Annotated in this window: 27 protein-coding genes; 7 read left to right on the top strand and 20 right to left on the bottom strand. The window is 40.6% G+C overall.

Going from position 1 to position 25,448, the window contains the following annotated elements:
* Nucleotides 1–288 precede the first annotated feature (288 nt).
* The 3 genes from nhaB to H5183_RS04285 all read left to right on the top strand — a co-directional run bounded on the left by nhaB (nt 289) and on the right by H5183_RS04285 (nt 2,810).
* Nucleotides 289–1,872, top strand: a complete 1,584-nt coding sequence (nhaB, locus tag H5183_RS04295; RefSeq protein WP_145239277.1) for a sodium/proton antiporter NhaB — start codon at nt 289–291, stop codon at nt 1,870–1,872.
* A 123-nt stretch (nt 1,873–1,995) separates the two neighbouring features.
* Nucleotides 1,996–2,508 (top strand): disulfide bond formation protein DsbB, encoded by a 513-nt coding sequence (gene dsbB / locus H5183_RS04290; RefSeq protein WP_145239280.1) that lies wholly within the window; start codon nt 1,996–1,998, stop codon nt 2,506–2,508.
* Nucleotides 2,508–2,810: a DUF6170 family protein gene (locus tag H5183_RS04285; RefSeq protein ID WP_145239283.1), complete on the top strand. Its 303-nt coding sequence runs from the start codon at nt 2,508–2,510 to the stop codon at nt 2,808–2,810. The genes dsbB and H5183_RS04285 overlap by 1 nt, the downstream gene beginning before the upstream one ends.
* A 16-nt stretch (nt 2,811–2,826) precedes the next feature.
* Here the strand turns inward: H5183_RS04285 and H5183_RS04280 are convergent, their stop codons facing one another.
* A complete protein-coding gene (locus H5183_RS04280; protein WP_145239286.1) occupies nt 2,827–3,123 on the bottom strand; it encodes a ComEA family DNA-binding protein in 297 nt (98 codons plus the stop codon).
* Between the two features lie 261 nt (nt 3,124–3,384).
* Between H5183_RS04280 and H5183_RS04275 the strand changes: the two genes are divergently transcribed.
* Nucleotides 3,385–3,699: a YebG family protein gene (locus H5183_RS04275; protein WP_145239289.1), complete on the top strand. Its 315-nt coding sequence runs from the start codon at nt 3,385–3,387 to the stop codon at nt 3,697–3,699.
* 70 nt (nt 3,700–3,769) lie between these two features.
* Here the strand turns inward: H5183_RS04275 and putP are convergent, their stop codons facing one another.
* Nucleotides 3,770–5,281, bottom strand: a complete 1,512-nt coding sequence (gene putP / locus H5183_RS04270; protein ID WP_182731020.1) for a sodium/proline symporter PutP — start codon at nt 5,279–5,281, stop codon at nt 3,770–3,772.
* Nucleotides 5,282–5,658: 377 nt separating this feature from the next.
* Between putP and H5183_RS04265 the strand changes: the two genes are divergently transcribed.
* Complete coding sequence (locus H5183_RS04265) at nt 5,659–6,882, top strand: EAL and HDOD domain-containing protein (protein ID WP_182731019.1); 1,224 nt, start codon at nt 5,659–5,661, stop codon at nt 6,880–6,882.
* Between the two features lie 69 nt (nt 6,883–6,951).
* Here the strand turns inward: H5183_RS04265 and H5183_RS04260 are convergent, their stop codons facing one another.
* From H5183_RS04260 to ccmA, 10 genes are read right to left on the bottom strand one after another with little or no spacing between them, the layout of a single operon-like run.
* Nucleotides 6,952–7,683: a VacJ family lipoprotein gene (locus tag H5183_RS04260; protein ID WP_145239298.1), complete on the bottom strand. Its 732-nt coding sequence runs from the start codon at nt 7,681–7,683 to the stop codon at nt 6,952–6,954.
* Between the two features lie 9 nt (nt 7,684–7,692).
* Nucleotides 7,693–8,973, bottom strand: coding sequence for a c-type cytochrome biogenesis protein CcmI (ccmI, locus tag H5183_RS04255; RefSeq protein ID WP_182731018.1), 1,281 nt, complete (start codon nt 8,971–8,973; stop codon nt 7,693–7,695).
* Complete coding sequence (locus H5183_RS04250; RefSeq protein ID WP_145239304.1) at nt 8,974–9,435, bottom strand: cytochrome c-type biogenesis protein; 462 nt, start codon at nt 9,433–9,435, stop codon at nt 8,974–8,976.
* Nucleotides 9,432–10,004 (bottom strand): DsbE family thiol:disulfide interchange protein, encoded by a 573-nt coding sequence (locus H5183_RS04245; RefSeq protein WP_182731017.1) that lies wholly within the window; start codon nt 10,002–10,004, stop codon nt 9,432–9,434. Before H5183_RS04245 ends, H5183_RS04250 begins: the two co-directional genes overlap by 4 nt.
* Nucleotides 10,001–11,968 (bottom strand): heme lyase CcmF/NrfE family subunit, encoded by a 1,968-nt coding sequence (locus tag H5183_RS04240; RefSeq protein ID WP_182731016.1) that lies wholly within the window; start codon nt 11,966–11,968, stop codon nt 10,001–10,003. The genes H5183_RS04245 and H5183_RS04240 overlap by 4 nt, the downstream gene beginning before the upstream one ends.
* Before the next feature lies 1 nt (nt 11,969).
* A complete protein-coding gene (ccmE, locus tag H5183_RS04235) occupies nt 11,970–12,449 on the bottom strand; it encodes a cytochrome c maturation protein CcmE (protein WP_145239314.1) in 480 nt (159 codons plus the stop codon).
* A complete protein-coding gene (gene ccmD, locus H5183_RS04230) occupies nt 12,446–12,649 on the bottom strand; it encodes a heme exporter protein CcmD (RefSeq protein WP_145239317.1) in 204 nt (67 codons plus the stop codon). The genes ccmE and ccmD overlap by 4 nt, the downstream gene beginning before the upstream one ends.
* A gap of 2 nt (nt 12,650–12,651) precedes the next feature.
* Entirely contained in the window at nt 12,652–13,389 is a 738-nt protein-coding gene (locus H5183_RS04225; protein WP_145239320.1) for a heme ABC transporter permease, read from the bottom strand.
* A 1-nt stretch (nt 13,390) separates the two neighbouring features.
* Nucleotides 13,391–14,077: a heme exporter protein CcmB gene (gene ccmB / locus H5183_RS04220; protein WP_145239323.1), complete on the bottom strand. Its 687-nt coding sequence runs from the start codon at nt 14,075–14,077 to the stop codon at nt 13,391–13,393.
* On the bottom strand, nt 14,077–14,697 hold the full coding sequence (gene ccmA / locus H5183_RS04215) for a cytochrome c biogenesis heme-transporting ATPase CcmA (protein ID WP_145239326.1): 621 nt from the start codon (nt 14,695–14,697) through the stop codon (nt 14,077–14,079). The genes ccmB and ccmA overlap by 1 nt, the downstream gene beginning before the upstream one ends.
* Nucleotides 14,698–14,799: 102 nt before the next feature.
* Between ccmA and H5183_RS21720 the strand changes: the two genes are divergently transcribed.
* Both H5183_RS21720 and H5183_RS04205 read left to right on the top strand, forming a co-directional pair.
* Nucleotides 14,800–17,484, top strand: a complete 2,685-nt coding sequence (locus tag H5183_RS21720; RefSeq protein WP_259397104.1) for a flagellar hook-length control protein FliK — start codon at nt 14,800–14,802, stop codon at nt 17,482–17,484.
* 3 nt (nt 17,485–17,487) lie between these two features.
* Nucleotides 17,488–17,796, top strand: a complete 309-nt coding sequence (locus H5183_RS04205; protein WP_182731015.1) for an EscU/YscU/HrcU family type III secretion system export apparatus switch protein — start codon at nt 17,488–17,490, stop codon at nt 17,794–17,796.
* Nucleotides 17,797–17,809: 13 nt separating this feature from the next.
* Here the strand turns inward: H5183_RS04205 and H5183_RS04200 are convergent, their stop codons facing one another.
* The 8 genes from H5183_RS04200 to H5183_RS04165 form a co-directional block, all read right to left on the bottom strand.
* Nucleotides 17,810–18,214, bottom strand: coding sequence for a DUF2802 domain-containing protein (locus tag H5183_RS04200; RefSeq protein ID WP_145239332.1), 405 nt, complete (start codon nt 18,212–18,214; stop codon nt 17,810–17,812).
* Nucleotides 18,215–18,230: 16 nt separating this feature from the next.
* Nucleotides 18,231–18,728 (bottom strand): chemotaxis protein CheW, encoded by a 498-nt coding sequence (locus H5183_RS04195; protein WP_145239335.1) that lies wholly within the window; start codon nt 18,726–18,728, stop codon nt 18,231–18,233.
* Nucleotides 18,729–18,747: 19 nt separating this feature from the next.
* On the bottom strand, nt 18,748–19,545 hold the full coding sequence (locus tag H5183_RS04190) for a chemotaxis protein CheW (RefSeq protein WP_145239338.1): 798 nt from the start codon (nt 19,543–19,545) through the stop codon (nt 18,748–18,750).
* A gap of 3 nt (nt 19,546–19,548) precedes the next feature.
* On the bottom strand, nt 19,549–20,319 hold the full coding sequence (locus H5183_RS04185; protein ID WP_145239342.1) for a ParA family protein: 771 nt from the start codon (nt 20,317–20,319) through the stop codon (nt 19,549–19,551).
* 8 nt (nt 20,320–20,327) lie between these two features.
* On the bottom strand, nt 20,328–21,287 hold the full coding sequence (locus tag H5183_RS04180; RefSeq protein WP_145239345.1) for a flagellar motor protein MotB: 960 nt from the start codon (nt 21,285–21,287) through the stop codon (nt 20,328–20,330).
* A gap of 5 nt (nt 21,288–21,292) precedes the next feature.
* Nucleotides 21,293–22,057, bottom strand: coding sequence for a flagellar motor protein (locus H5183_RS04175; RefSeq protein WP_182731014.1), 765 nt, complete (start codon nt 22,055–22,057; stop codon nt 21,293–21,295).
* On the bottom strand, nt 22,050–23,180 hold the full coding sequence (locus tag H5183_RS04170; RefSeq protein WP_145239351.1) for a chemotaxis response regulator protein-glutamate methylesterase: 1,131 nt from the start codon (nt 23,178–23,180) through the stop codon (nt 22,050–22,052). Before H5183_RS04170 ends, H5183_RS04175 begins: the two co-directional genes overlap by 8 nt.
* 68 nt (nt 23,181–23,248) lie before the next feature.
* A complete protein-coding gene (locus H5183_RS04165; protein WP_182731013.1) occupies nt 23,249–25,447 on the bottom strand; it encodes a chemotaxis protein CheA in 2,199 nt (732 codons plus the stop codon).
* Nucleotide 25,448 lies beyond the last annotated feature (1 nt).

Genomic DNA, 25,448 nt, shown 5'->3' with positions numbered 1-25,448 from the left:
TAACTAAGTTTTCTAAAATGGATAAAAATTAATTTATTGCTCTTTCATTGTCTAGTTCTTCGATATTAAATTAAGGTATTAACCCTAAAGAGTAATAGACTTTTAACTTCATTGTGCACACTATATACACCCATTTAGCTATTTCAGCTACACTAAATATAGCGCGGAACGCATAACAGATAAAAGGTACTCGATGTTGTTTATAGCTTTTTTGTTTACACCACAGCTAGACTACATTAACTTAACCAACAATAGTTATACTTAAATGCAAAATAATAAGGAACACCTATGCAACAGAGTGTTTTCAATGCAATTTTTAAGAATTTTTTAGGCTCGGCCCCACAGTGGTATAAATACACAATTATTGCTTTTTTAGCTATTAACCCTGTGTTGTTTCATATCAACCCTTACATGGCTGGTTGGGCATTAGTTTTAGAGTTTATCTTTACTCTCGCGATGGCGCTGAAATGTTACCCACTGCAACCCGGCGGTTTACTTGCGATTGAAGCACTATTCATAGGCATGACAACTGCAGGGCAAGTAGAGCATGAAATTGTTCAAAATGTAGATGTAATCTTACTGCTGATCTTTATGGTCGCAGGTATCTACTTTATGAAAGATTTACTGCTCTATATTTTTACACGCCTAGTGGTGTCAGTTCGAAGTAAAACAGTACTTTCCTTGGCGTTTACTATTGCGGCGGCATTTCTTTCTGCATTTTTAGATGCACTTACAGTTATGGCGGTGGTTATAGCTGTCGCCATGGGCTTTTACAGTATTTACCATAAAGTCGCCTCTGGGAAAGATTCCACTAGCGAACATGATATTAACGATGATAATCAAGTACGCCCGGTTAATCGTCAGGAACTTGAAGAGTTTCGAGCTTTTTTGCGTAACTTATTAATGCATGCCTCGATAGGTACAGCCATTGGCGGAGTTTGTACTATGGTAGGTGAACCACAAAACCTCATTATTGCAGAACGAGCAAGCTGGCAATTTGGGGAATTTTTCTTGCGTATGTTGCCTGTTACTATGCCTGTATTCATAGCTGGCATTATCACTACAATATTACTTGAAAAGACAAAAACGTTCGGATACGGCGCCAAATTACCAGAGACGATTCATCAAATACTAGCTGATCATGCAAAAGAGCTCGATAGCAAACGTACCAAACGCGATAAGGTTAATTTGATGTTTCAGTCATTAATTGCTGTATGGTTGATCATTGCATTAGCATTACACCTTGCCACTGTTGGCTTAATCGGCTTATCCGTCATTATTTTTGCAACTGCGTCCGCTGGTATAATTGAAGAGCACCAACTAGGAAAGGCTTTTGAAGAAGCACTGCCGTTTACTGCACTGTTATGTGTATTTTTCTCAATCGTTGCAGTCATTATTGACCAACACTTATTTACTCCTGTAATAACTTGGGTACTGACATTTGAAGGGCAATTACAGTTAGTTATGTTTTTTGTCGCAAATGGCCTACTCTCGATGGTCAGTGACAATGTCTTTGTTGGCACTGTTTATATTAATGAAGTGGCGGCAGCATTAAAAGCAGGGCAAATTAGCCGCGATCAATTTGATTTATTAGCGGTGGCAATTAATACCGGTACAAATTTACCAAGTGTTGCCACACCTAACGGTCAAGCTGCATTTTTATTCTTACTAACATCGACCCTTGCTCCCGTATTGCGATTATCCTACGGTCGTATGGTTTACATGGCACTCCCCTATACCATAGTGCTAACGGTTGTTGGCTTAGCAGGGACATATCTTGGCCTAAGTGAAATGACTGATTTATTCTATCAATGGGGCTGGATTGAGCACCATAGTGCAAGCTTACAAAGTATAGGAAGTTCTGGGCATTAAATAATCCAAACAGTAAATAAAGCTGCTTCGGCAGCTTTTTTATTGTTACAAATCATATTTATCCTTGCGCGTAGTTTAATGACTAAGTCATAATTCATCCACAAATTATAGACTGGATATTTTATGACTTGGTTAGCAAATTTAGCCCAACAACGCAGTGCTTGGTTACTACTCGCTTTTAGCGCTTTTATTTTTGAATTAATCGCATTGTATTTCCAATACCAAATGGGCTTAGAGCCATGCATTATGTGTATATATCAACGTACTGCCATGCTAGGGTTACTAGCCGCAGGGTTAGTCGGCGCAGTCAGACCAACCAATTTAATTTGCCGTATAACAGCATTTTCAGCATGGGCAGTTGCTAGTATTTGGGGTTACTTAATTGCACGCCAACATATTGATATGCAAACGACAACCGATCCCTTTGCGTTTAGCTGCGAATTCGAGCCTAATTTTCCATTACCATTACATGAGTGGATGCCACATTTTTTTGCTGCGACAGGAGACTGTGGCAACATCGATTGGCAATTTGCAGGGTTAAGTATGCCAGCATGGATGGAGATCATTTTTGCGGTATTTACTCTGATACTGATAAGCGTTGTAGTAAGTCGTTTAATAATTAAAAAGTCGCTGTGATGATTGCATTATTTTCAAGTCAAGTAACGCAATTAAAATCGTTTAAAATACGTCAACGTCAGCAAATAATTGCGATTGCAGTGAGTATGTTAACTCCAATGCAAAAAATCAGTTTGCGTATTATAAAGCTGATTTTATTGATCCCAGTATTTCTATCATTAGCGTATATCGAAGGTTGGCTGTTACTTCCTGTATTACTGGTGGCTGGGTTAAGTTACCCGTTGTTAACCACCCCTGTTGAAATTCAATTCTCTAAACACTATTTGAGCAAGGCTATAAAGCAATTTGAGCAGGGCGAATAATTCGCCCTGTAGTTTTTTAAAATGTAACTTTGCCATCCAGTTTAGCGACTAATTTATCGCCAATACCTTTCACCTGCGCTAGATCTGCAACAGACTTAAATTTGCCTTGCTCGGTACGGTAATCAACTATCGCTTGTGCTTTTGATTTACCAATACCTGGCAGCTGGGTAAGCTGCTCGACTGTTGCTTGATTAACATTGACTAACTGAACTTTACCCATACTTTCAGTAGCTTCGGTTTTAGTTACAGCGGCACCACTAGGCAATGATATAGCCAAGCCAAGCACTACGACTATTAAAGTTAAAAACTTCATGTTTCTCCTCCATGATGTCCATACGTGGACTCAATTAATAGTTGACTTTAATGCCTTCACTTTTGGACTACTTCCAAATAAAGTCATACTAAAAAAGTGCGACTATTTAAATAAAGTAAAGTTGTACCTCTTTGTCAAATCCTAATAGTAAAAAATAAAAATGTTCACTTGCAAAAAGACCAATAAACAATTACTGTACATAAAAACAGTAATCAATCAAGGTGAACTTGTTATTCACCAAGCAAATTGGCAGGAGAAATCATGGCTGTTGTTGTTAAATATGTTGTAGAGAGAAACGGAGTCGAGCGTATGACGTTTACTACTAAAAAAGAAGCTGACGCGTATGACAAAATGCTTGATATAGCAGAGTCGCTTGAGGTTATGCTTGAGAAAGTTGATGTACCACTAAGCGAACAACAAATCGAATCGCTCGCACTTGAGATTGCTAAAAGTAAAGACGACTTTATGAATGTACTTAAAGGCGGCAAAGAGGCAATACAGAAAGCACCAACGGCGAAAGTAAAAAAAGAAAATGTAGCGTCTATTAAAGCCAGCACTGATAAAGAAGCAAGCTAAAAAATCATAAGTTAACTAACTAAAAAAGGGCAATTAATTGCCCTTTTTTAGTTATAAAAATTACTACTCGTTATAGCCCTCGTTCAACTTCATCAAATAATTCGGTGATCTCTTTATTTGGTGGCGCTGTTGATAAGCTCACTGTAATGATTGCAATTGTTGCAAGTATAAAGCCCGGTATAATTTCATAAATGATACTGCTGAGACTCTCTCCATTTATGGTGATTGGCGCATATATCCAGATCAACACTGTCCCTGCACCCACAACCATACCACTGATCGCACCTTGTAGATTCATTCGCTTCCAATATAAACTAAGTAATACTAACGGGCCAAACGCAGCCCCAAAACCTGCCCACGCATTACTTACTAAATCTAAAATAGAACTGTCGCGGTCATAAGCCAAATAAATAGCAAATAATGCAACGAGTAGTACACTAATTCGACCAACTAAAACCAGCTCGGTTTGTGATGCATCACGGTTTAAATAAATTTTGTAGAAGTCTTCAGTCAAAGAGCTTGAACAAACCAATAACTGAGATGAAATAGTACTCATAATCGCAGCTAAAATAGCAGCAAGTAAAAAGCCGGCAATAAGTGGATGGAAAACCAATTCAGATAATACTAAAAATATCGTTTCTTTATCGTCAATCAACATTTGATTTTCGATCATGTAAGCAGCACCAAATAGTCCTGTTAACACTGCACCAATTGCTGATAAGGTCATCCACGACATACCAATACGACGCATAGTAGGCATATCTTTAACAGATCGTACTGACATAAAACGCACTATGATATGCGGTTGACCGAAATAACCTAAGCCCCATGCCATTGCAGAAATAATAGCGATGGTTGAACCGCCTGCAAACCAATCTAACATATTAAGAGAGTGGACTTCGCTCTCTTTCGGAGCGCTTAACAGCAAGTCATAACTGGCATTAGTAAGTGTGTCTAACACTGGCTGATCTAGCATCATATAAGTAACAATAGGTACAGCAAGTAGCGAGATGAACATGATGCAACCTTGCACAAAGTCAGTCAAACTCACAGCTAAGAAACCACCAAACAATGTATAAAGTACGACGACCCCGGTTGTCACATAAAGCCCCGTTTCGTAACTCATCTGAAATGAGTTTTCGAATAATTTACCGCCAGCGACAACGCCTGAAGAAGTATAAAGTGTGAAGAAAACGATGATCACGATTGCCGAAATTACACGTAATATATTTTTATTATCAGCAAAACGATTAGCAAAGTAATCAGGAATAGTAATCGAGTCATTCGCTTTCTCAGTATAGACACGCAGGCGTGGCGCTACTAAGAAGTAGTTTGCCCAAGCGCCAAATACTAAGCCTATTGCAATCCAAACTTTACTTAAGCCAAATAGATACATAGCACCGGGTAAGCCCATAAGTAGCCAACCACTCATATCCGATGCACCGGCAGATAGAGCAGCTACAGCTGGTGATAAACTTCTGCCACCCAACATATAGCCCGACACATCGGCGGTAGACTGCTTATAAGCGTACAAGCCAATACCTAGCATTACGATAAAATACGCAGCTAAAGAAATAATCATTCCAGTTTCCAAACTCGCCTCCAACTCTGAAGTTAAAACCTGGCTTTTAATCCTAATAATGACTCATAAATCAATACTATATAAAGTCATTATTGGTGTAAAAACCAACCTAGAGCTTGACTATATCACGCAAAGGGTGAATAACTCCAATTACTAAGTTAACCTTACAATGATATAGGGTTAAGCGGTTTTACCTAATGGTTAATTATTTAACTATAGAACATGGTAATTAATACTTAATTACCCTAGGATTAGATCGATGATTTTGCAATTAATCAATACTATAGTATTGATATTTTAAATATAGTTAATGCTATTTATGTTGTTTTATCTTATATTGCCCAAGTAATCGCTTAACTGATGTGGACCCGCTGTTTATGTATTTTTATGCTGCACGCCAACCAATTTTAGATCGAAACAAACAACTTGTAGGATATGAGTTACTTTTTCGTGACGGCGTTGATAATGTATTCCCAGATATTGATGGTGACGAGGCAACTAGCCGGCTAATTGAAGGTAGTCAATTCAATTTTGGCTTAGAAGATCTCACCGATAATAAACCAGCGTATATCAACTTTACGCTTGAAACATTACAAAAAGGCTACCCAACCCTGCTTGGTAAAGATCAGATTGTTGTAGAAATACTCGAAACAATTCAACCAGGGAAACGCTTACTCGCGATCGTCAAAGACTTAAAACAAAAAGGTTATACGCTCGCCCTGGATGATTATATTCACCAGCCTGTATGGCGTCATTTTTATCCTTTTATTGATATTATTAAAATAGATTTTCTCAATTGTGAAGTTGACACTATCCACAGCATAATCGAAGAAATTAAACCTTATCCGCATATAAAATTATTAGCAGAAAAGGTAGAAACCTACGAAAAGTATCAATTAGCATTAGATCTTGGCTTTACTTACTTTCAAGGGTTTTTCTTTTCCAAACCAGAAATGGTGCAAAGTAAAACCTTGCCGCCATCAGAGATAGCTCTTGCCGAGCTGCTTTATGAGACATCCACTGTTGAAGTCAATTTAAAGAAAATTACCGACGTATTTGAGCGAGATGTAAACCTCTCTTATAAATTATTACGTTATAGTAATTCAGCGGCATTTAAGCGCAGAGCTGAGATCAGCACCATCAAACAAGCACTAATTGTGCTAGGTGCAGCAGAAATTAAAAAGTTTTTATCCTTGTTGTTTGCAGCTCAAGTTGCTGGTCATAAACCCGCAGAGTTAATACGCTTATCGTTAACTAGAGCACGCTTTACTGAGTTGCTAGCTATAAACCATAGTAAACTCAAAGATACGGGAATGGCTTTTTTAACCGGTATGATGTCACTAATGGATGCCATATTAGATGAAGATATGGAAAGCGTGATGAATAAGCTACCATTATCCAACGACATAAAGTTAGCATTATTAGAGGATCAAGGTTTACTGGCACAATATCTGCGCTTGGTAAAATTATACGAACAAGCCAATTGGCAAGGTGCAAACGCGATTAAAGATGAGCTTGGTCTTACAGCTGGTAAAGTGCCAGATGCATACCATGACGCAGTTAACTGGGCTAATGAACAAATGAAAGTACTGGCTGGGTAATAAATAACGCCGTAAAAACAATGCCAGCTTAGATGCTGGCATTGTTATTTAACCCGAAAATATAATATATTAAAGGCTTTCTAAAAAGTCTTCATCAAAATCTTCGGGCTCTTTTTCAACAGGTGGATTACCATCATACAGCTCATATAACTGACGTTGAAAGTAAATGTCTTTCATAAAAATATACGGATCGAGTGACTCATTCAATAAGCTTTCTTGCGGTATTAAAGAGGCTCGGGCTTCTACGGCCTTTAATGCAAACACCAATACAGTTTGTGGCGTGGTTAAGGCAATTTTCGGTAACACAAAGCTATCAACAACATCACCCGTCAGGTTACGCGCTGTTGACGGTCCCATTCCCGGTAGCATTAAATAGGCACCGTCACCTATTCCCCACACCCCCAGAGTTTGACCAAAGTCTTCATCAACAATATTCAAACCAAGCGATGTAGCAACATCAAATAAGCCAAAAATACCCACTGTTGAATTAACTAAAAAGCGCGCTAAACTAACCCCTGCGTTACCCGCTTTACCTTGTAACGTGGCATTAATTACATCAGTTGGTGCACTAATGTTACCAGTAAAATTGACGATACTACGGCGCACCGGTGTTGGCGTTACAGCCACATACCCTACAGCAACAGGGCGCAGAACATACGCATCAAGTACATCCATATTAAAATCATACATTGGACGATTAAATGATTGTAGTGGATCTCGCTCATCTATTTTTTCGTCAGGCACTTGTGCGCATCCTGCTAGCACCAATAGTCCAAACAAAACTAAACTCTGTCTTAACATCTTTTATCCTTAAGGTATTAATTCATTGATAAGTAAATCATAAGCCTTGGTTTGGCTACGTTCTAACACATCTGAACGCCCTTCCAACTCACCCGTTGAAGGCATTACTGATGCATCCTTTGAAATGCGTGCAGTTAAAATAATTTTATCAACGCTCGAAAGCGTTAAACCTGCAACCATAGCATTACTATCACTTAACTGTACTTCAATTGGAAAACTATAATCTGTTAATTTTACCACTGCGAGTGGCATTGGTGGACCATTGGCGGCTTTTGCAAAGACGAATAAGGTTCCTTGCGTTGGAAGCTTGTCAGTAAACTGTGGAGCAAGATTAACAGTGATTTTAATAGCGCTAGTTTGGACTGCGTTATTATCTTCGTCACTGCTCTGTTGAACTTGTTGTTGTGTATTTTCAGCAGAAATATTTTGTTCAATTTCAGTAATCCTCTGAGCAATCATGCCATAACGAGAGTCTTGTTCGTCCATACTATTTAAAAGTACTTCGAATGCTGATTTTGCTTGTAACCAATCGTGACGCTCGTAAGCAATTAATGCTAACAATGAAATAGCATCAAGGTTAGTTGGATCGTCTTTAAGTACTTTAGAGAGCATACCCGCAGCGCGCGTCATATTTGCCTCACTGCCTTCCAGTAATAGCACTTGGCTGTAACTGATAAGCACAGGCATATTGTCAGGATCCAGACGCAACACTTTATCAAATGACTGTTGTGCCATATCGTATTCATTCAATGACATAGCAACACGTCCTAGCAGCATCCAGGCCACTTGATCATCACCACTTTGATCTAGTTTAGTGCGTAGCCCTAACGCAAACGCTTGTAATTCATTTTGGGTTAAAGGCTCGCCTTTTTGCATCACTGCACGTTCACCGTAGGCAGGTAAATTATCCATAGCGCTGTGCCAGTTCTGTAATTGCTGTTGTGAGCCAGTAGCAGTATAAAATATAGCCGTAAAAGCAATTAAAAATGCACTACCGGTTAACGCAAAGATACGGTTATTACCCTTACTCATCAGTGATTTTTCAGGTGATAACTCATTTAGTAAACGACGTTTGAGCTCAATCACAGACTCATCATGGTTAGCTTGATCAATACGTTGATTTGCTAAATCATTCGCCAGCTCACCAAGGCGCTGATGGTAAATGGCAATAAGCTCTGAATTAGCATTGTAAGTGAGACTTTGTATGCGCTCTTTACTCAAAAAAGGCAATGCCACAAACGCCACAGCTAATAAGGTTAATAATGCAAAAGAAACCCACATTAGTATCATTTAAATCTGCTCCTGACGTTCATTTTTCGCAATGAGCTTGGCTAATAACGCCTCATCTTGCTCACTCCATGTTTGCTTAACCGCAGCCTTACGTTGTCGAAAAATAATAAAACCAAAGCCAAATACCACAATCAAAATAGGTAATACCCATAACACTAATGTTGCTGGCGTAACCGGCGGATCGTAGTGAACAAAATAGCCATAGCGGTCAATCATATATTCAATCACATCGTCTTTCGATTTGCCTTCTTTGACTAACGCCAATACTTTTTCGCGTAAATCTTTTGCAACCACAGCATCTGAATCTGCGATATTTTGATTTTGGCATTTAGGGCAACGTAATTCTTTAGTTAACTCAGTAAATCGTTGCGCTTGTTCGTTGTTATCAAATTGGTACCGATCTTGCTCTGCCATAGCTATGCCACTAGCTAATATCATTAAAGCAATTATAAAATATTTCATGGCTGTAATTCCTGCATCAAGGGAGCAAATTTAGCACGCCAAACTCGTGGGTTTATATCGCCAGTATGGTGCAATAAAATGGTGCCTTTGCTATCCACTAAAAATGTTTCAGGTGCACCTGATACACCTAAATCAAGCGAAAGTGTACGATGTAAGTCAAGAATATTAAACTGATACGGATCACCTGCACGACTTAACATTGACGCCACTTCTTCACGAAGCGCTGACATATCAAATTCACCATCAAAGTCAGCATCGTAACTTTGCACATAGTAAAGCCCGACAATTTTAACGCCTTGCTCTCGCAATTGGGTTAAATAATCTAATTCAGCCAAACAGGTAGGACACCAAGTGCCCCACACATTGAGTAAATATACATCGCCTTTTAATTGGCTATCTTGCCAACGCTTTGAATCCTGCATTAAATCTGGTAAATCAAAAGCTGGCATCGGTTGACCTAACCGACCAGTTTGAATTTCTCTTGGGTTTGAAAACAAACCTTGAAATAAAAACACGCACACTAAAACAAACGCCAACAGAGGTATTAGCGCTAACAACTTGCGGTTCATACCAGCTTCTCCTGTGACTTATCGATGCTTTTCTTACTAGTGCGGTAACGTTTATCACCTAAAATCATAAAACCGGCAAGTGATATCAACACACCACCAATCCACATCCAACGCACAAATGGCTTATGGTAGATACGCAGTGACCAACCACCGTTATTTAATTGCTCACCAAGGGCAAGGTATAAATCGCGGGTAAAGCCAGCATCAATTGCAGCCTCAGTCATAAATTGCATACCAATATCGTAACGGCGTTTTTCTGCATGCAGTATAGTAACTAGTTTATCATTTTTCAGGACACTCACTTCTCCAGCATGACCACTGTAGTTTGGTCCACGAATAGTGTTAACCCCTTCAAAGCGATACTGATATTGGTTTAACTGCACGATTTCACCCGGCTTCATCGAAACATCACGTTCAACAGAGTACGCAGAAGTTAAAGTGACTCCTGCGATGACAAAGGCAATACCTACATGCCCTAGTACCATAGCCCAATAACTAAGTCCTAACCTTTTAAGGCCTTGGCTAAAGTTAGTTTGCACAGTAGCTTTAACATATAAATCAACACCGGTGGTGATCACAATCCATATCGCAAGCGTGGTCGCCAATAAAGTTAAAGGCGCTACGATGGCATAACTTGAATATAACCAAGTAGCACCGATTACTATGCTCATTAACGCTGAGACAAGGAGTTTATTTTGTAAAAAAGACCACTTGTTTTGCTTCCAACGTAACAGAGGGCCAATACCCATTAAGATGGCAAACGGCACCAAAATAATGGCAAACATTTTATTAAAGAATGGTTCGCCAATTGAAATACTGCCTAAGCCCATTTCTTTATGAACCATAGGTAATAAAGTACCTAGTAACACAATAAAAGTAGCAACCACTAAAAATATATTATTGAGCCATAATGCCACTTCACGTGATACCAGTTTATAGCGACCTTCGCTGCGTACTTGCGATACCCTAAATGCATATAACGTTAACGCACCGCCGACTACTATCGCTAAAAACGCTAAGATAAATAAACCACGATCGGGGTCGGTAGCAAATGCATGCACGGAGACAATAATGCCAGAGCGAACAATAAAGGTGCCCAGTAAACTTAATGAAAATGCAGCAATCGCAAGTAATACGGTCCATGATTTAAATACACCGCGTTTTTCAGTTACCGTCAATGAATGCAATAGCGCCGTAGCTACTAACCAAGGCATGAGCGATGCGTTTTCAACGGGATCCCAAAACCACCAGCCACCCCAGCCTAGCTCGGAATATGCCCACCAGCTTCCGATAGTGATACCTAATGTTAAAAATCCCCACGCAGTCATTGTCCACGGACGTGACCACTTAGCCCAAGTATTATCAAGTTTACCTGTTAATAATGCAGCAATTGCAAATGAAAAAGAGACCGATAGCCCAACATAACCCATATACAGTAAAGGAGGATGGATGATCATTCCGGGGTCTTGTAATAACGGATTAAGGTCGCGCCCTTCGACAGGAAAATACGGCAGTAATAATTCAAATGGGTTCGACATCCACAGAGTATAAAGCATAAAGCCAACCCCTAAAAAGCCTAACACACCTAATACACGTGCTCTTAATATCCAAGGTAATGAATTAGAGCGCAGTGCAACAACTGCAGTCCAACCAGCTTGCATAACTAACCATAATAAAATAGCGCCTTCATGGCCGCCCCAAGTTGAGGTGATTTTATAATACCAAGGCAAAGTACTACTTGAATGATACGCCACGTACGCGACGGTAAAATCATCAGTTAAACTTGCATAAATAAGGGCTGCGAATGACAACAGTACGAATACAAATTGGCCGATAGCTAATGAAGGAGCAGCACGCATTAACCGTAAATTACCAGTATGTGCGCCCCACAAAGGAAAAATACACAATAAAACACTTAGCACCATAGCCAGTGTTAGAGAAAAATAACCGATTTCTGGGATCATCTTAATTGCCACTTTCTAAGTTATATTTTGGTTTTTCGTGTTTGATCCCCTTCACCGCTTCCGCAACTTCGGCAGGCATATACTCTTCGTCATGCTTAGCCAATACCTCGAACGCTTCTATTACATTAGGTTCAATCAACACACCTTGAGCAACAATCCCTTGCCCCTCACGAAATAAGTCAGGCAAAATACCTTGGTATTTAATCGTTACTAAGGGGCCTGTATCAATCAAGGTAAAGCTTACTTGTAGGCTGGTTTCATCCCGAATCACTGATCCTGGAACTACCATACCGCCAATACGCAACTTTTGACCAATATGCGGCTTTTCTTTATCTGGGCCTTTCCCCTCGATTAACTCACTTGGTGTATAAAATAGATTAATATTTTCTTGCAGAGCATAAAGTACTAAACCAATGGCGGCACCAATACCAAATACAATAGCGACGACGCCAAGCAAACGTTTCTTACGTCTTGGGTTCATGCATGATTCTCCTGCTTAGCGTGTTTAATGCGAGCTTCTCGTTCAGCTTGTTGCTGCACAGAAGCCATAATACGCTTTGTATCATTCAAAGAGCTTACTAAAATACCTAACAAAATCAGTGCACATGAACCAAAAGAAAGCCACACATAAAAGCCGTAGCCGCCCATGGCAATAAAATCAGAAAAAGAATCAAACTGCATAACTAACCCCTATTCAACAACTGGCGCACCCAAGGACGATGCTTTTCACGTTGTAAAATTTCATTTTTAAGACGCATCAAAGTCACCATACCGACAAAGCCGGCAAACGCGACTATATTTACCATTAATGGCCAAAACATACTTGGATCAATAGCTTTCGTATCAAACTTGGTAATACTGGCACCTTGATGCAAGGTGTTCCACCACTCAACAGAAAAATGGATGATTGGTAGGTTAATTACCCCCACAATAGCCAAAATAGATGCAGCTCGACCTGCTGCTTTTTTATCTTCAAAGGCATGATATAAAGACAATACCCCTAAGTATAAAAATAATAGAATGAGCTCAGACGTGAGTCGTGCATCCCATACCCACCAGGCCCCCCACATAGGTTTACCCCAAGCGGCGCCAGTAATAAGTGCAATTGCAGTTACACATGCACCAACAGGTGCAATAGCAATTACTGCTAACTCTGCATTACGAAGTTGCCATACCAAAGCGATCACTGCAGCTATGGCCATTGATGAATAAGCACCCATAGATAAAATAGCTGATGGTACATGAATAAAGATAATGCGATAACTGTCTTTTTGCTGATAGTCGGCAGGCGCATAGGCTAACCCCCAGACCCAACCAATAAGCATACAGACAACCGTTATCACGGTAAAATAGGGCAGTAACGTATTGCATAATTGATATGCACGCTCTGCTTTGGCGTAGGGATGTAACCACTTCCACATATTAACTTACACTCACTTTCAATGCTGACGATATGGCGATTGGTGCGCTGATAATTGCAATGACGAGCATCGCACCAAGGATGGCAAGCTGCCCACTATAATCCAGTGACATTGTACTGGTATCGATAGCAGACGTTGCAAAAATTAATACGGGGATATACAAAGGCAGGACCAATAAACTCATCAAAATACCGCCTTTTTGTAATCCCACAGTAAGCCCAGCGCCAATAGCGCCGATAAAACTAAGTAATGGCGTACCCAAGAGCAAGGTAAGCACCGTTGCAATCAATGCTTGATTGTCTAAATTTAATAACAAGGCGAACAGCGGCGTCATCAACACCAACGGCAAGCCAGTAATGATCCAATGGGCAACAACTTTACCGAGCACCGTTAACGGTAGCGGGTACGATGAAGCAATCAATTGCTCTAAACTACCATCATGATAGTCATCACGAAATAGTTTATCTAAGCCTAACATGGTTGAAAGTAAAGCGGCGACCCAGATAATACCAGGTGCCATACGGCTAAGTAGACCGGGCTCAGGACCAATTGCTAACGGAAATAATGTAATAACAATCAAGAAGAACAAAATGGGGTTTACGATTTCAGCACGCTGGCGAAATGCCAGCTGTAAATCTTTCTTACAAACGGCACTAAATAGCTGCCAATATGAATGCTGGCGTAACATCAGTGTCGGTACTCCAAAGTCACTGTTTGTAACTCATTAAAATGCGTAGTTAAATCTTGATGGGTAGTTAATAAAATCGCCCCACCTTGTTCTAGATGGGCTAAAAACCGTTGCTGTAAAAATGCAACCCCGGATTTGTCTAAGGCTGTAAATGGTTCATCCAGAACCCATAACTTCGCATCATTAAGCCAGAGCCTAATCAGCGCAACACGACGTTGCTGACCGGCTGATAGAGTACGCACAGGTACATCTTCAAGACCAACTAAGCCAATTTTAGCTAATAATGAGTAAAGATCTTGCTCAGTATTGTAACCTTGAATTTGCAACCAAAACCGTAGGTTTTCAATCGCACTAAGTTGACTATTCACCCCGGTTTTATGACCGATAAATAACAACTGTCGGGCAAATTCATCATAGTTTTTAGCAATTGATTCACCTTGCCACATAACTTGTCCTTCATCGGGCGCAGAAAAACCCGCAATTATACGCAACAGTGATGTTTTACCAGCCCCATTTGGGCCTGCTAATTGCATGATTTGACCTGATTTCAAGCTGAAATTAAGATCCGCAAACAAACAACGCTCTTGCTTGATGCAGGTGACGGACTTAATGTGTAACAAGATGATGATTCTCTATACCCAAAATTAGGCGTTAGTCTATCATAATGATAGGGTAATACGAATAATGCTTTGCACCTATTAACGAAAACTTGATTTAAATTAATGAACAAACCTACACAGATAACATTAGCGAATTCGCTTCCTATAAGTCATTCGTCACACAATGGCGTTGCACAGCAATTACCTGTTTTCAGCGAGCAAACACTCAGCGCTAAAAATATCGTATTCGCCAATGGCTCTGTGCAGATGGAAGTCTATATTGATAAGCATTGGCAAACATTGCGCTTAGCTACAACTGGCACTGAAACAAACACTCAAAAAATTGCCAGTGCCGATATTCAACTCAGTAATGATGGTAAACAACTCACTATTTTACCAAAACAAACTGAAATCAGCCTACGCCAAACAAACCAGCTGCAAAGTGTTTTGAATTTTATTAATAGTGGTGATCAGGTCGATAATAAACCATTGTCGTTGCAAATTATTTTACAACCTGCTGCAAAATTACTGTTAAACCAATTACACGCCAGTATTCCTATCAATAAAGAAGTCGCCCAACTACTGCACAGTGAACAAGGCCTAAAAGCAATAATTACTCCGAACCGCAATAATTTTACCTTAAGTGTTATTAATCGCTTTGCTGATACACTTCACCAACAGCCAATCAGTCAAGCAAAACTTGCTCTTTGGCTAAGTAAACAAGTGCCTAATGGGCAGCTACAGCTAGATAAAAACGCCGTAATACTGAGTTTTAATAACTATAATGGCAGTATTAAATTAGTACCTCAGCAGCCGTTACAGAGCCACAGTACACACACAACTCAGCTTGGCGGAGTAATTCAAAAAGTACAATTAAATGCGCTTAATGAACAATTAATAATAAAAACGCAGCTACCAAAAATAGCCTTGCAGTTAAAAAATTCATTAGCCCATACTTTTAATTCACTGGTACAAAAAAGCCATGTACAAGGCCAGTTTAATACCCAAACAAGTGCAGCACCTAGTAGCCCCTCATTGGTCAGTAGCAGCCCAATAAGCTCGTGGTTACAAGACAGTTTTGCTGACTTAAAAACCCGAATAAGTGACGCAGTACGCTATTTTGAAAGCAAACCATTTAGTCAATTAGCAATGATCAGCAATAAATCAGCTGTAGCACAATCGCTAACACCAACACATCAAACTGCACAAACCTTATTACCCAAATCACTCCGGCAAATAAACCTTGTGGCAATGGCGACAAGCAACACCCAACCATTACTGGCAGATATCAGTCAAGGTACCGCGCTGCCAAAGCATTATCACCAGTCGCCTCCCCTGGTACAGTTATTTCAGCGATTAAAAGCCGGTTTAGCAAGTATTACAGAGCCTAATGTGGTTAAAAATAACAGTACTACTGCGGCGCCACTGAGCAACGATACAGATAGCCATCAGCAATTAAATAAACTAGCCGCCGCGATTCAATCCAGCAAGCAAACTGCAGTAGCGCAAAATAAAATACCGCAGGTTACTGCTAATCCAAAACAAACAGCCGCTGATATTCATGCTCAACCGACTCAACCGGCTCAGCTAAATAAAGAACCTATCACTAAAGCGCCGGCACGCAGTTCCGAACAAATTCTACCCAGCAAAATCAATAGTACAACTGTCAATGTCAGTGATAATAGCGCTGCAGCCAAAACAGTTATAGCCGATGCTCAGCAAAAATTAAAAACAACTCCACCGTTTGCTGCTGGGGTAGATACCAAAGTAGCATCTCTAACAGCACAGTTAAACAACGACAATCTAAAATCAAGTACCCACTCACAAATCGATGCACCATTAAAAGGGCCGATAACTAGCGCTTTGCCAGCCAGCCAGATTAGCTTGCCACTGGAAGCCAAATTATTGGCACCACTTTTAAAAACGCCTATCGAAAAGCCGCTGCCTAATTTTAAATCAGCAGCAAACTACGATAAACAGCATATCGCTTCACAAATTGATAAACTAGCAACGACCAAAGTGAGTGATAATGTCGATTTAAATCGGCTAGTCAATCAAGCTTTTAGCCGCATGATTGACAGCCAATCGTTGCAACCGTTAACCATTCAACGAGAAATACTCAGTGTTTTACGTCCAGAAAGCTTAACAAATAGTGCCCTGCAAAATAGTTTTAGCCAATCTGTTGAGCATTTGGCCGTGGCTATTTTAGCGGCTCCAAGCTTAGCAAATATCAGCGCATTGAATTTTAATAGTCAAAGCTCACTTGATGCTTTACTCCAAGTATTGGTGCCTAACTTTAAAGCAATTAACCCACAGAAACTGCAAGAACAATTACTACAGCCACAATCACAAGCATTAGCGGCTGAGCTGAGCCAAATAAAAACTGCAATTAGCCAAATTAACACGACCCCCATAAATCAGCAGCCTGATAATAATCCGTTAGTACAATTTTTACTGCCGATGCGACTGCCACCGGAAACCGCACAGACAGAAATTTCATTAGGGCAATATAAAAAACCAAGCCAAAATAAACTCGAAGATAAAAATGTTTGGTTTGTGCGACTTAATTTTGATTACGCAGAGCTAGGCCAATTACAGATCACCGCTGAATTAATGGATAAAGCACTAGATTGTCAATTACTTGCCTCAAGCCAAGATATCACCGCAATGGCTCATCCACACCTTGAGAGTTTGCGCCATAAATTAACAGCTCATGGCTTACAAGTTGGTGAAATGAAGCTAAGCCAAGGTGCGCCGCAACACCAAGCTTTTTATCAGTCCCATGCCATTATTAATATTAAGGTTTAAACCATGAGTGAGATATCAAAACATAAGTCTGCAATTGGTTTAGTTTACGAAGCCGGTCGCACTCCTACAGTCAGTAGTAAAGGGTTTGGTGAGCTCGCAGAAGAGATCATTAAAGCCGCAGAAGAAAAAGGAATTTTGATCCACAAAGATGAAGCTTTGGCTAAAACGTTATCGCATTTAGAGCTTGGCGAAGAGATCCCAAGAGAACTGTATTATGTGATTGCCGAACTGATTGCTTTTTCATATGTACTGCGGGGTAAATTTCCACCTGGCTGGCAAGACTTTCAAGGCAAGTTAAATATTCAGGCGTAAAAAATAAAAGGCGCTAATTAGCGCCCTTTTGATGATGTAACGACATTAATAGTTCGGCTTCGGCACGCGGAAGTTCACATTCTCGTATGATCTCTTCAATATCGGCACCTAGTTCAACCATTTTCACTGCTCGAGAATAAATTTTCGCATCAGGATCGTCATATTTTTGCGCATCTTGTAACTGCGCTAACTCTTGATTTCGCTGCTCTACAGCAACTAAGCGCTTACCAATACTTAGCATACCGGTGCGCATTTCTGCGACTTCACTGCGTAAAATACTGAGCTGTTGTTGAGTTTCTTGCAGTTGCAGTATTTTGCTTTTTAATGCTGCAGCGTACTTATTATTATTAATAAAAATTAGTCCCAGGCATACTAACACCAGTACAATTGAGACTCCAAGCAACGAGTATAACAACATAGTTTTTCCGTAAGCGTTATAAATCGCTCAACTCATCCCACTCTTCGTCATTTAGTAATTTATTTAAATCAACTAAAATCAATAATTCACCATCACGATTACTAACACCTTGAATAAACTTGGCACTTTCTTCAGTACCAATGTTTGGTGCACTATCAATTTCTGAGCTACGCAAATAAACCACTTCTGCTACACTGTCGGCTAAGATACCAATAACTTGCTCTTCAGCTTCAATAATTAATACTCGTGAATTGTCTGTTGCTTCTGCAGACATCAAACCAAATCGTGCACGCGTATCGATTACTGTTACAACATTGCCACGTAAATTAATAATCCCTAAAACATAGCTTGGAGCACCTGGTACTGGAGCAATCTCTGTGTAACGCAAAATTTCTTGCACTTGCATCACATTCACACCATAGGTTTCTGATTCAAGCTTAAAAGTTACCCACTGCAATACTTCATCATTGCCATCGGTATTTTTACTGCTTGATAATAATCTTTGTTCACTCATGTTATTACTCCAAATATCGTTACTGGTCGCGGCTATCTAAACCTTGCTCTAATAATTGACCTAAGCTTTGCACATCAATTAAGGCACACATTTTTTCTTTAATTACACCTGCAAGCCAAGGCCGCTTGCCACTTTTAGCTCGCCATTTTACATCTTCACTACGTAGTGTAATATTATTAACTAGCTTTTCAGCCAACAATCCCCATTGGCTATTACCTAAAGTAATTAAGTATTGGTAGTTTAATTTGTCTTCTAACTCTTGGGTATACTTTTCTGGCATCACCCAGCGAGCAGTATCGACTACATTAAGATTCTCATCACGATTTAGCATCACTCCTTTAAACCACTTGGGTTTACCAAAAAGCTGATTAACTTCACCTAATTGATGAATACCACCTAATGCTTTTAATGGTACAGCGAGAGTCAGCCCTGCCACTTCAAAGAATAACGCCTGAAACTCGCCGTCAAAATAATCTTCTTGACGCTGTACAGGAGTCTTGTCTTTAGCAATATTTAACTGTTCGCTCACTTTAGCTATATCTTTGATATTAGCTTGGATCTGTGGTTTCTCAAGGAGCGGTGTAATTTGCGCTGGTATTTCTTTCTCAAGGCTCGTCTTTGGCTCATCAAGTGCGTTTGGCTGCACAATCGTTTGCTGCGATGCCTTTAGTGGCATTTTATTGCTACTTTCTGTGGATGGAACTTGTTCGAGTAATTTTGCAACCGGGTGTAAGTCTGTTGACTCATCGTCTTCGCACAGTAAAGCCCCCAAGTACTGGGTCATTACTTTTTCATTAGCAAATAATTGCTTACTCATTCATTAACCTTGTTCAATCAAATAATCGAGTAATGCGCGATAAGCATAAACACCTCTTGAGCGTGGACAATACTGAATCGGTACTTGTTGAGCTAAACTTGCATCACGGAACTTAGTGTCTACGGGTATTACCCCTGGCCATACTTTTTCTTGGTACGTTTGCTGTAATGTCTTATATGCTTCAAGGGATGCATTTGTGCGCTTATCATACATTGTAGGGATAATGGTATATTGATACTGCTTTGATTGCGAGCTTTGCATTAATTCCATGGTCCGCATCATTCGGTCAAGCCCTTTGAGAGCTAAAAACTCAGTTTGTACTGGCACTAAAATGCGCTCACTTGCAGCCAATGCGTTAACCATTAAGACACCTAACACTGGCGGGCAATCTAAAATAGCATAATCATAATGCTCACTAATTTTTGCTAAGGCTTTTTTTAAGATAAGCCCCATTCCGGTCTTATTACCCATACTACGATCGAGTGTCGCTATAGCCATAGTTGCAGGAAGAATATCTAAGTTGTCTATGTTCGATGGACACAAAGCTTGCAATATTTCTTCACTTGCCATGGTGTTACCACGGGCAAATATATCATACACACTAACTTCTAAATCTTCTGAATCAATGCCAAAGTAATACGTTAAAGATGCATGAGGATCGGTATCAATCAGTAATACCCGCTTTCCTTGCAGCGCTAATATACCAGCTAAACTCACAGCCGTGGTCGTTTTCCCTACTCCGCCTTTTTGATTTGCTACCGTCCAAATTTTCACATCACACCTTATTTTTGTTCGTTGCGCGTTGTAATTCGTATACCACCGTGTGGGAGTTGGATCACTTTAATAGTGTTATCATCACTTGGCAACTCAATTGGCTGCTCAGCTTCAGTTTCTATTGCTGATTGCTCGATTGATACAATGGGCTTGGGTGGTAAACCATATTTTGATAATGCAACGACTACTTTACGATTTTCAGCGCGCCCTTGCTCTGTATCATTATCGGAAAAAGGAGAATACTGACCGTAACCTTCGATGGCCATTCGCGCAGGGTTGATACCCAATGCATCAAGTTCGACTAAAATAGAGGTCGCTCTTGCAACAGATAGCTCCCAATTAGAACGAAACATTTCATTATGAATAGTTTCATTATCGGTATAACCACGTACTCTGACGTAGTTATCTACAGGAGCAATAATATCGTTCACTAATTTTATTACTGCTTTCGCGCGTTGATGCGCCACAGCACTGCCACTGGAAAATAACATTCCTGAGCTTAACTCAATAATCAACCAGTCTTGGTGTAACTCTAAACTTGCTTCGCCATCGCGTATTTCATCGATCAAAGCTGATTGTAATTTAGTTAATAAACTATCTAGCGGTTTACCTAAGTGTTTTTGTTTTATGTTACTGGTGTCGCTTTGGCCATCAAGTAACTGCGGGCCAACTTCTTGCTTTTGAATACTCTCACCAAACAACAGTTCTTTTTCTGGGCTTACTCTGTCGGTTAATAAACCAGTACCGGTCACACCTTGGCCTTCTTGGCTATACTGACGAGCTGACTTGTCAAAAACCTGCTCCAGCGAATCAGATAAAATTTGGAAGCTTTCTTCTTTATTAATCGCAATCGCATACATCACTACAAAGAATGCAAACATAATAGTCATGTAATCGGCGTACGACACTAGCCAACGTTCTGTATGCTGACTTTTGGTCGATGAGTGACGAAGTCGACGGCGCATCATAATAATTATTCTTGTAGCTGACTTGGACGCTCTACACGATACGCTTCAAGTTTCAGCTCAATATTGACAGGGCTATCACCTTGGCTCATTGCAATAATTCCTTCAGCTAATAACTCATGAAACAGCATCTTTTGTTCTACTTGTTGTTTTAGCTTATTAGCCATGGGTAAAAACAGTAAATTTGCTAAACCAACCCCATAGATGGTCGCGATAAAAGCCGTCGCAACCCCCGCACCTAACTTTTCAGGCTCAGTGATAAATGACATTGCTTGGATCAGACCAAGCACTGCACCTAATATACCGATAGTAGGACTGTAACCGCCCAACGCCTCATAAACTCGACTGGCTTCAAGCAGCCGTTCTCTTTCTAGCAATAAATCAATTTCTAACGCATCTCTGAGTTTTTGCTCACTGTTGCCATCAATCAGTAAACTCAAGCCTTTGGCAACGTATGGATCCGGATGGGTTAACGCTATTTCTTCAAGTGCTAAATACCCTTCTTGGCGGGCTTTTTGTGACCAACTTTTAACTTGCTCAATTGCTCTGTCGATATCATGACTTGGAGGAAAAAACACCCAATGACTTATTCTTAAAACTTTATTAAACGTATGTGCCGGTGTTTGTAGCATTACAGCACCTAACGTACCACCCAATACAATAATTAGTGCTGGGCCATTAAATAAAGCACTTACAACCCCACCCTCTAGTGAGTAACCATAGCCAATCGCCAAAAGTGCAACGAACAGGCCTAGAAACGACAACTTATCCACAACCAATTTCTCGAACTAACCGATTAGCAACCTCTTCAAGTGCGATACTTGCCGACGATAGCCCAGCGTTAGCAACCGCCTGTGGCATACCATATACCACACTGGTTTTTTCATCTTGCGCCCAAATAGTGGCGCCGGCTTGTTTGAGCATTCTTGCACCATCTCGTCCATCAGCGCCCATGCCTGTAAGTACCACAGCTAACACATCACCTTGAAAAGATTTGGCTGTACTAGCAAAAGTAACGTCAACACTGGGCTTATAAGTGATCCGCGCACTGTCGTCCTCAAAAACACGTAACGTGCGATTTCCACCTCGTCCCTCAACCAGCATCTGTTGACCACCTGGCGCTAGATAAGCGACGCCTGGCATTAATCGGTCGCCTTGTTGTGCTTCTTTTACTTTTATTTTGCACAAGCCATTTAAACGAGCGGCAAATGCTGGCGTAAACGCAGCTGGCATATGCTGTATTAACAAAATGGGATGTGGGAAATTGGCCGGCAACTTAGTCAAAATAGTTTGCAGTGCGACAGGCCCCCCTGTGGAGGTGCCTATTGCAACTATTTGATATTTCTTACCCGAAGCACGTGTATTAGCTGCAATGTTCGAAGCGGGCGCTGTGCTGCGGTTAAAACTTCTATCAGGTTGAGTTATCGCAGGTCGACTTGTTGTACCTGCAGAAACGGAAGGTATTGATGTCGGTGTCGGCCTACTGAAGCGTGATAGACGCTTGCGTCCAATTTCTTTTACTTTATTTTGTAATAACTTAATCGCATCTTCATTATTACGAGCAATGTCTTCAAATTTTTTCGGTAAAAAATCTAAAGCACCCGCATCAAGTGCGTCTAAGGTTGCTGTTGCGCCATCACGGGTCAAGGAAGAGAACATCAGAATTGGGGTTGGATTTGCTGCCATGATCTCTTTTACAGCACTAATACCATCAAGCACAGGCATTTCAACATCCATAGTGATTACATCTGGACGCAATTGATTTGTCTTGTCTACCGCTTCTCTGCCATTTACCGCAAAACCAATTACTTCAATATCCTTATCTTGCTCGAGTATTTCGCTCACCCTGCGGCGAAAGAAACTTGAATCATCAACAACTAAAACTTTAACTGCCATTGGCATACTCTATGTAAATTTTATCTGTGAGAGCCATATATAGCTCTCACAATAAGATAAGAATTGGACTAACCTGCGTAATGTTTTAACAGGTTTGGAACATCTAAGATTAGCGCTATACCACCGTCAGACGTGATCGTTGCACCTGCCATACCAGGTGTTCCTTGTAGTAAAGCATCAAGCGGTTTAATAACAACTTCTTCTTGACCAATCAATGAATCCACTACAAAACCAACTTGTTGCGTACCTATTTGTACAATTACAACATGGCCTTGAGCTTTGCGTAATGATCTGTCAGCACCTTTGACTAACCAATGTTCTAAATAAAACAACGGTCGTGCTTTCTTACGAACAATAATGGTTAATTGGCCATCAACTACATTCGTTTTAGTTAGATCTAGGTGGAATATTTCATTAACACCAGCCAGTGGTAATGCAAATGTTTGCTCACCGACAACCACCATCAATGTCGGCAAAATAGCCAACGTTAACGGAACTTTAATTTCTAGGATTGTACCTACACCTAGCTCAGATTGAATACTCACAGAACCATTTAGTTGGGTAATTTTGGTTTTCACCACATCCATACCCACACCACGACCCGAAATATCAGAGATCTGTTCTTTGGTGGAAAAGCCTGGTGCAAAAATAAGGTTATAGGCTTCTGTATCAGATAATCGAGCAGCTTGCTCGTGATCAAGCACCCCTTTATTGATTGCTATTTTTTTCAGCTTTTCGGGATCCATACCAGCACCATCATCTCGGATGGTAAGCAAAATATGATCACCTTCTTGCGATGCTGATAAAGTTACAGTCCCAGTCCTTGCTTTACCTGCCGCTTCACGCACATCAGGCATTTCAATACCGTGGTCTACAGAGTTACGCACCAAGTGGACTAAAGGATCTGCCAGTGCCTCAACTAAGTTTTTATCTAAATCAGTTTCTTCACCCACGAGCAATAAATTGATGTCTTTTTTCAAACTGCGGGCTAAATCACGTACTACGCGAGGGAAACGACCGAACACTTTCTTGATCGGTTGCATCCGCGTTTTCATCACCGCACCTTGCAAGTCCGCAGTTACTACATCAAGGTTTGAAATGGCTTTACCCATCGCTTCACTTTCAGTATTGGTTGCTAAACTGACTAGGCGATTGCGCACTAGCACAAGTTCACCGACCATATTCATTATTTGATCAAGGCGTTTTGTATCAACGCGCACAGTGGTATCAGCTTGTGGTGGAACTGATTTTTTCGCAACAGCTGTCGCTGGAGCTGGCTTTTCAGCCGCTTTCGCAGGCTCAGACACTGCTGGTTTAGGCGCAGGTTTAGCTGCGGCAACAGGTGCTGGGGGAGGGACTGGTTTTTGAGCGGGTGTTGGCTCAGTATCTGCAACTGCTTGTGGTGCACTCCCTTTGCCGTGCAATTCATCTAATAATGCTTCAAACTCATCATCGCTGATCTCGTCTGGACTATTACTTTTAGTTGGCTCTGATGACGCTTGGGGCGGTTTAGGCGCAGTATTTTCGGTGCTTGCAGCATCTTTATTACTGACCAAACCAAAGCTACCAACACCATGTAATTCATCTAATAAATTATCGAATTCGTCATCAGTAATATCACTATTTGATGACTCATTGCTAACTGTTACTGCTGGAGTTACAGGACTTTGTCCTTTTCCATGCAGCTCATCTAGCAAACTTTCAAATTCATCTTCTGATATATCATCGATTTGAACATCTTTTTTATCGCTATCAACTTGACCATCAAATAACAAGTCAAATGCAAATGGATCATCAGAATCATCTAAAATAGCATCAGCATCAACAACAGGAGTATCGTCTGCAGGCTCAGCAGCGCCAGTTAGTTCTTCAGCAGTTGGCGGCAATCCCAATTTATGTAAAACAGCCAGCAACTCTGGATTTGCAGGTTCTGGTTTTTCTCGGCTTTGGATGGTCGCAAACATTTCGTTGATAGTATCGAGCGCTTGCAAGATCACGTCCATCAGCTCAGAATTAACCTTACGAACACCTTGACGCAATAAATCGAAAACGTTTTCTGCACCGTGACAAGCGTCAACTAGCTCAGTCATGCTTAAAAAACCTGCGCCGCCTTTTACCGTATGAAAACCACGGAAAATTGCATTGAGTAATTCGGTATCATCTGGGTTATTTTCAAGCTCCACCAGCTGTTCTGACAAAAGCTCAAGAATTTCTCCAGCCTCTACTAGAAAATCTTGTAAAATATCTTCATCGACTTCAAAGCTCATG

This window comes from Pseudoalteromonas sp. SR44-8, assembly GCF_014163635.1.
GTDB classification, from domain to species: Bacteria; Pseudomonadota; Gammaproteobacteria; order Enterobacterales; family Alteromonadaceae; genus Pseudoalteromonas; species Pseudoalteromonas rhizosphaerae.
This window is presented reverse-complemented; position numbering and strand designations above follow the sequence as displayed.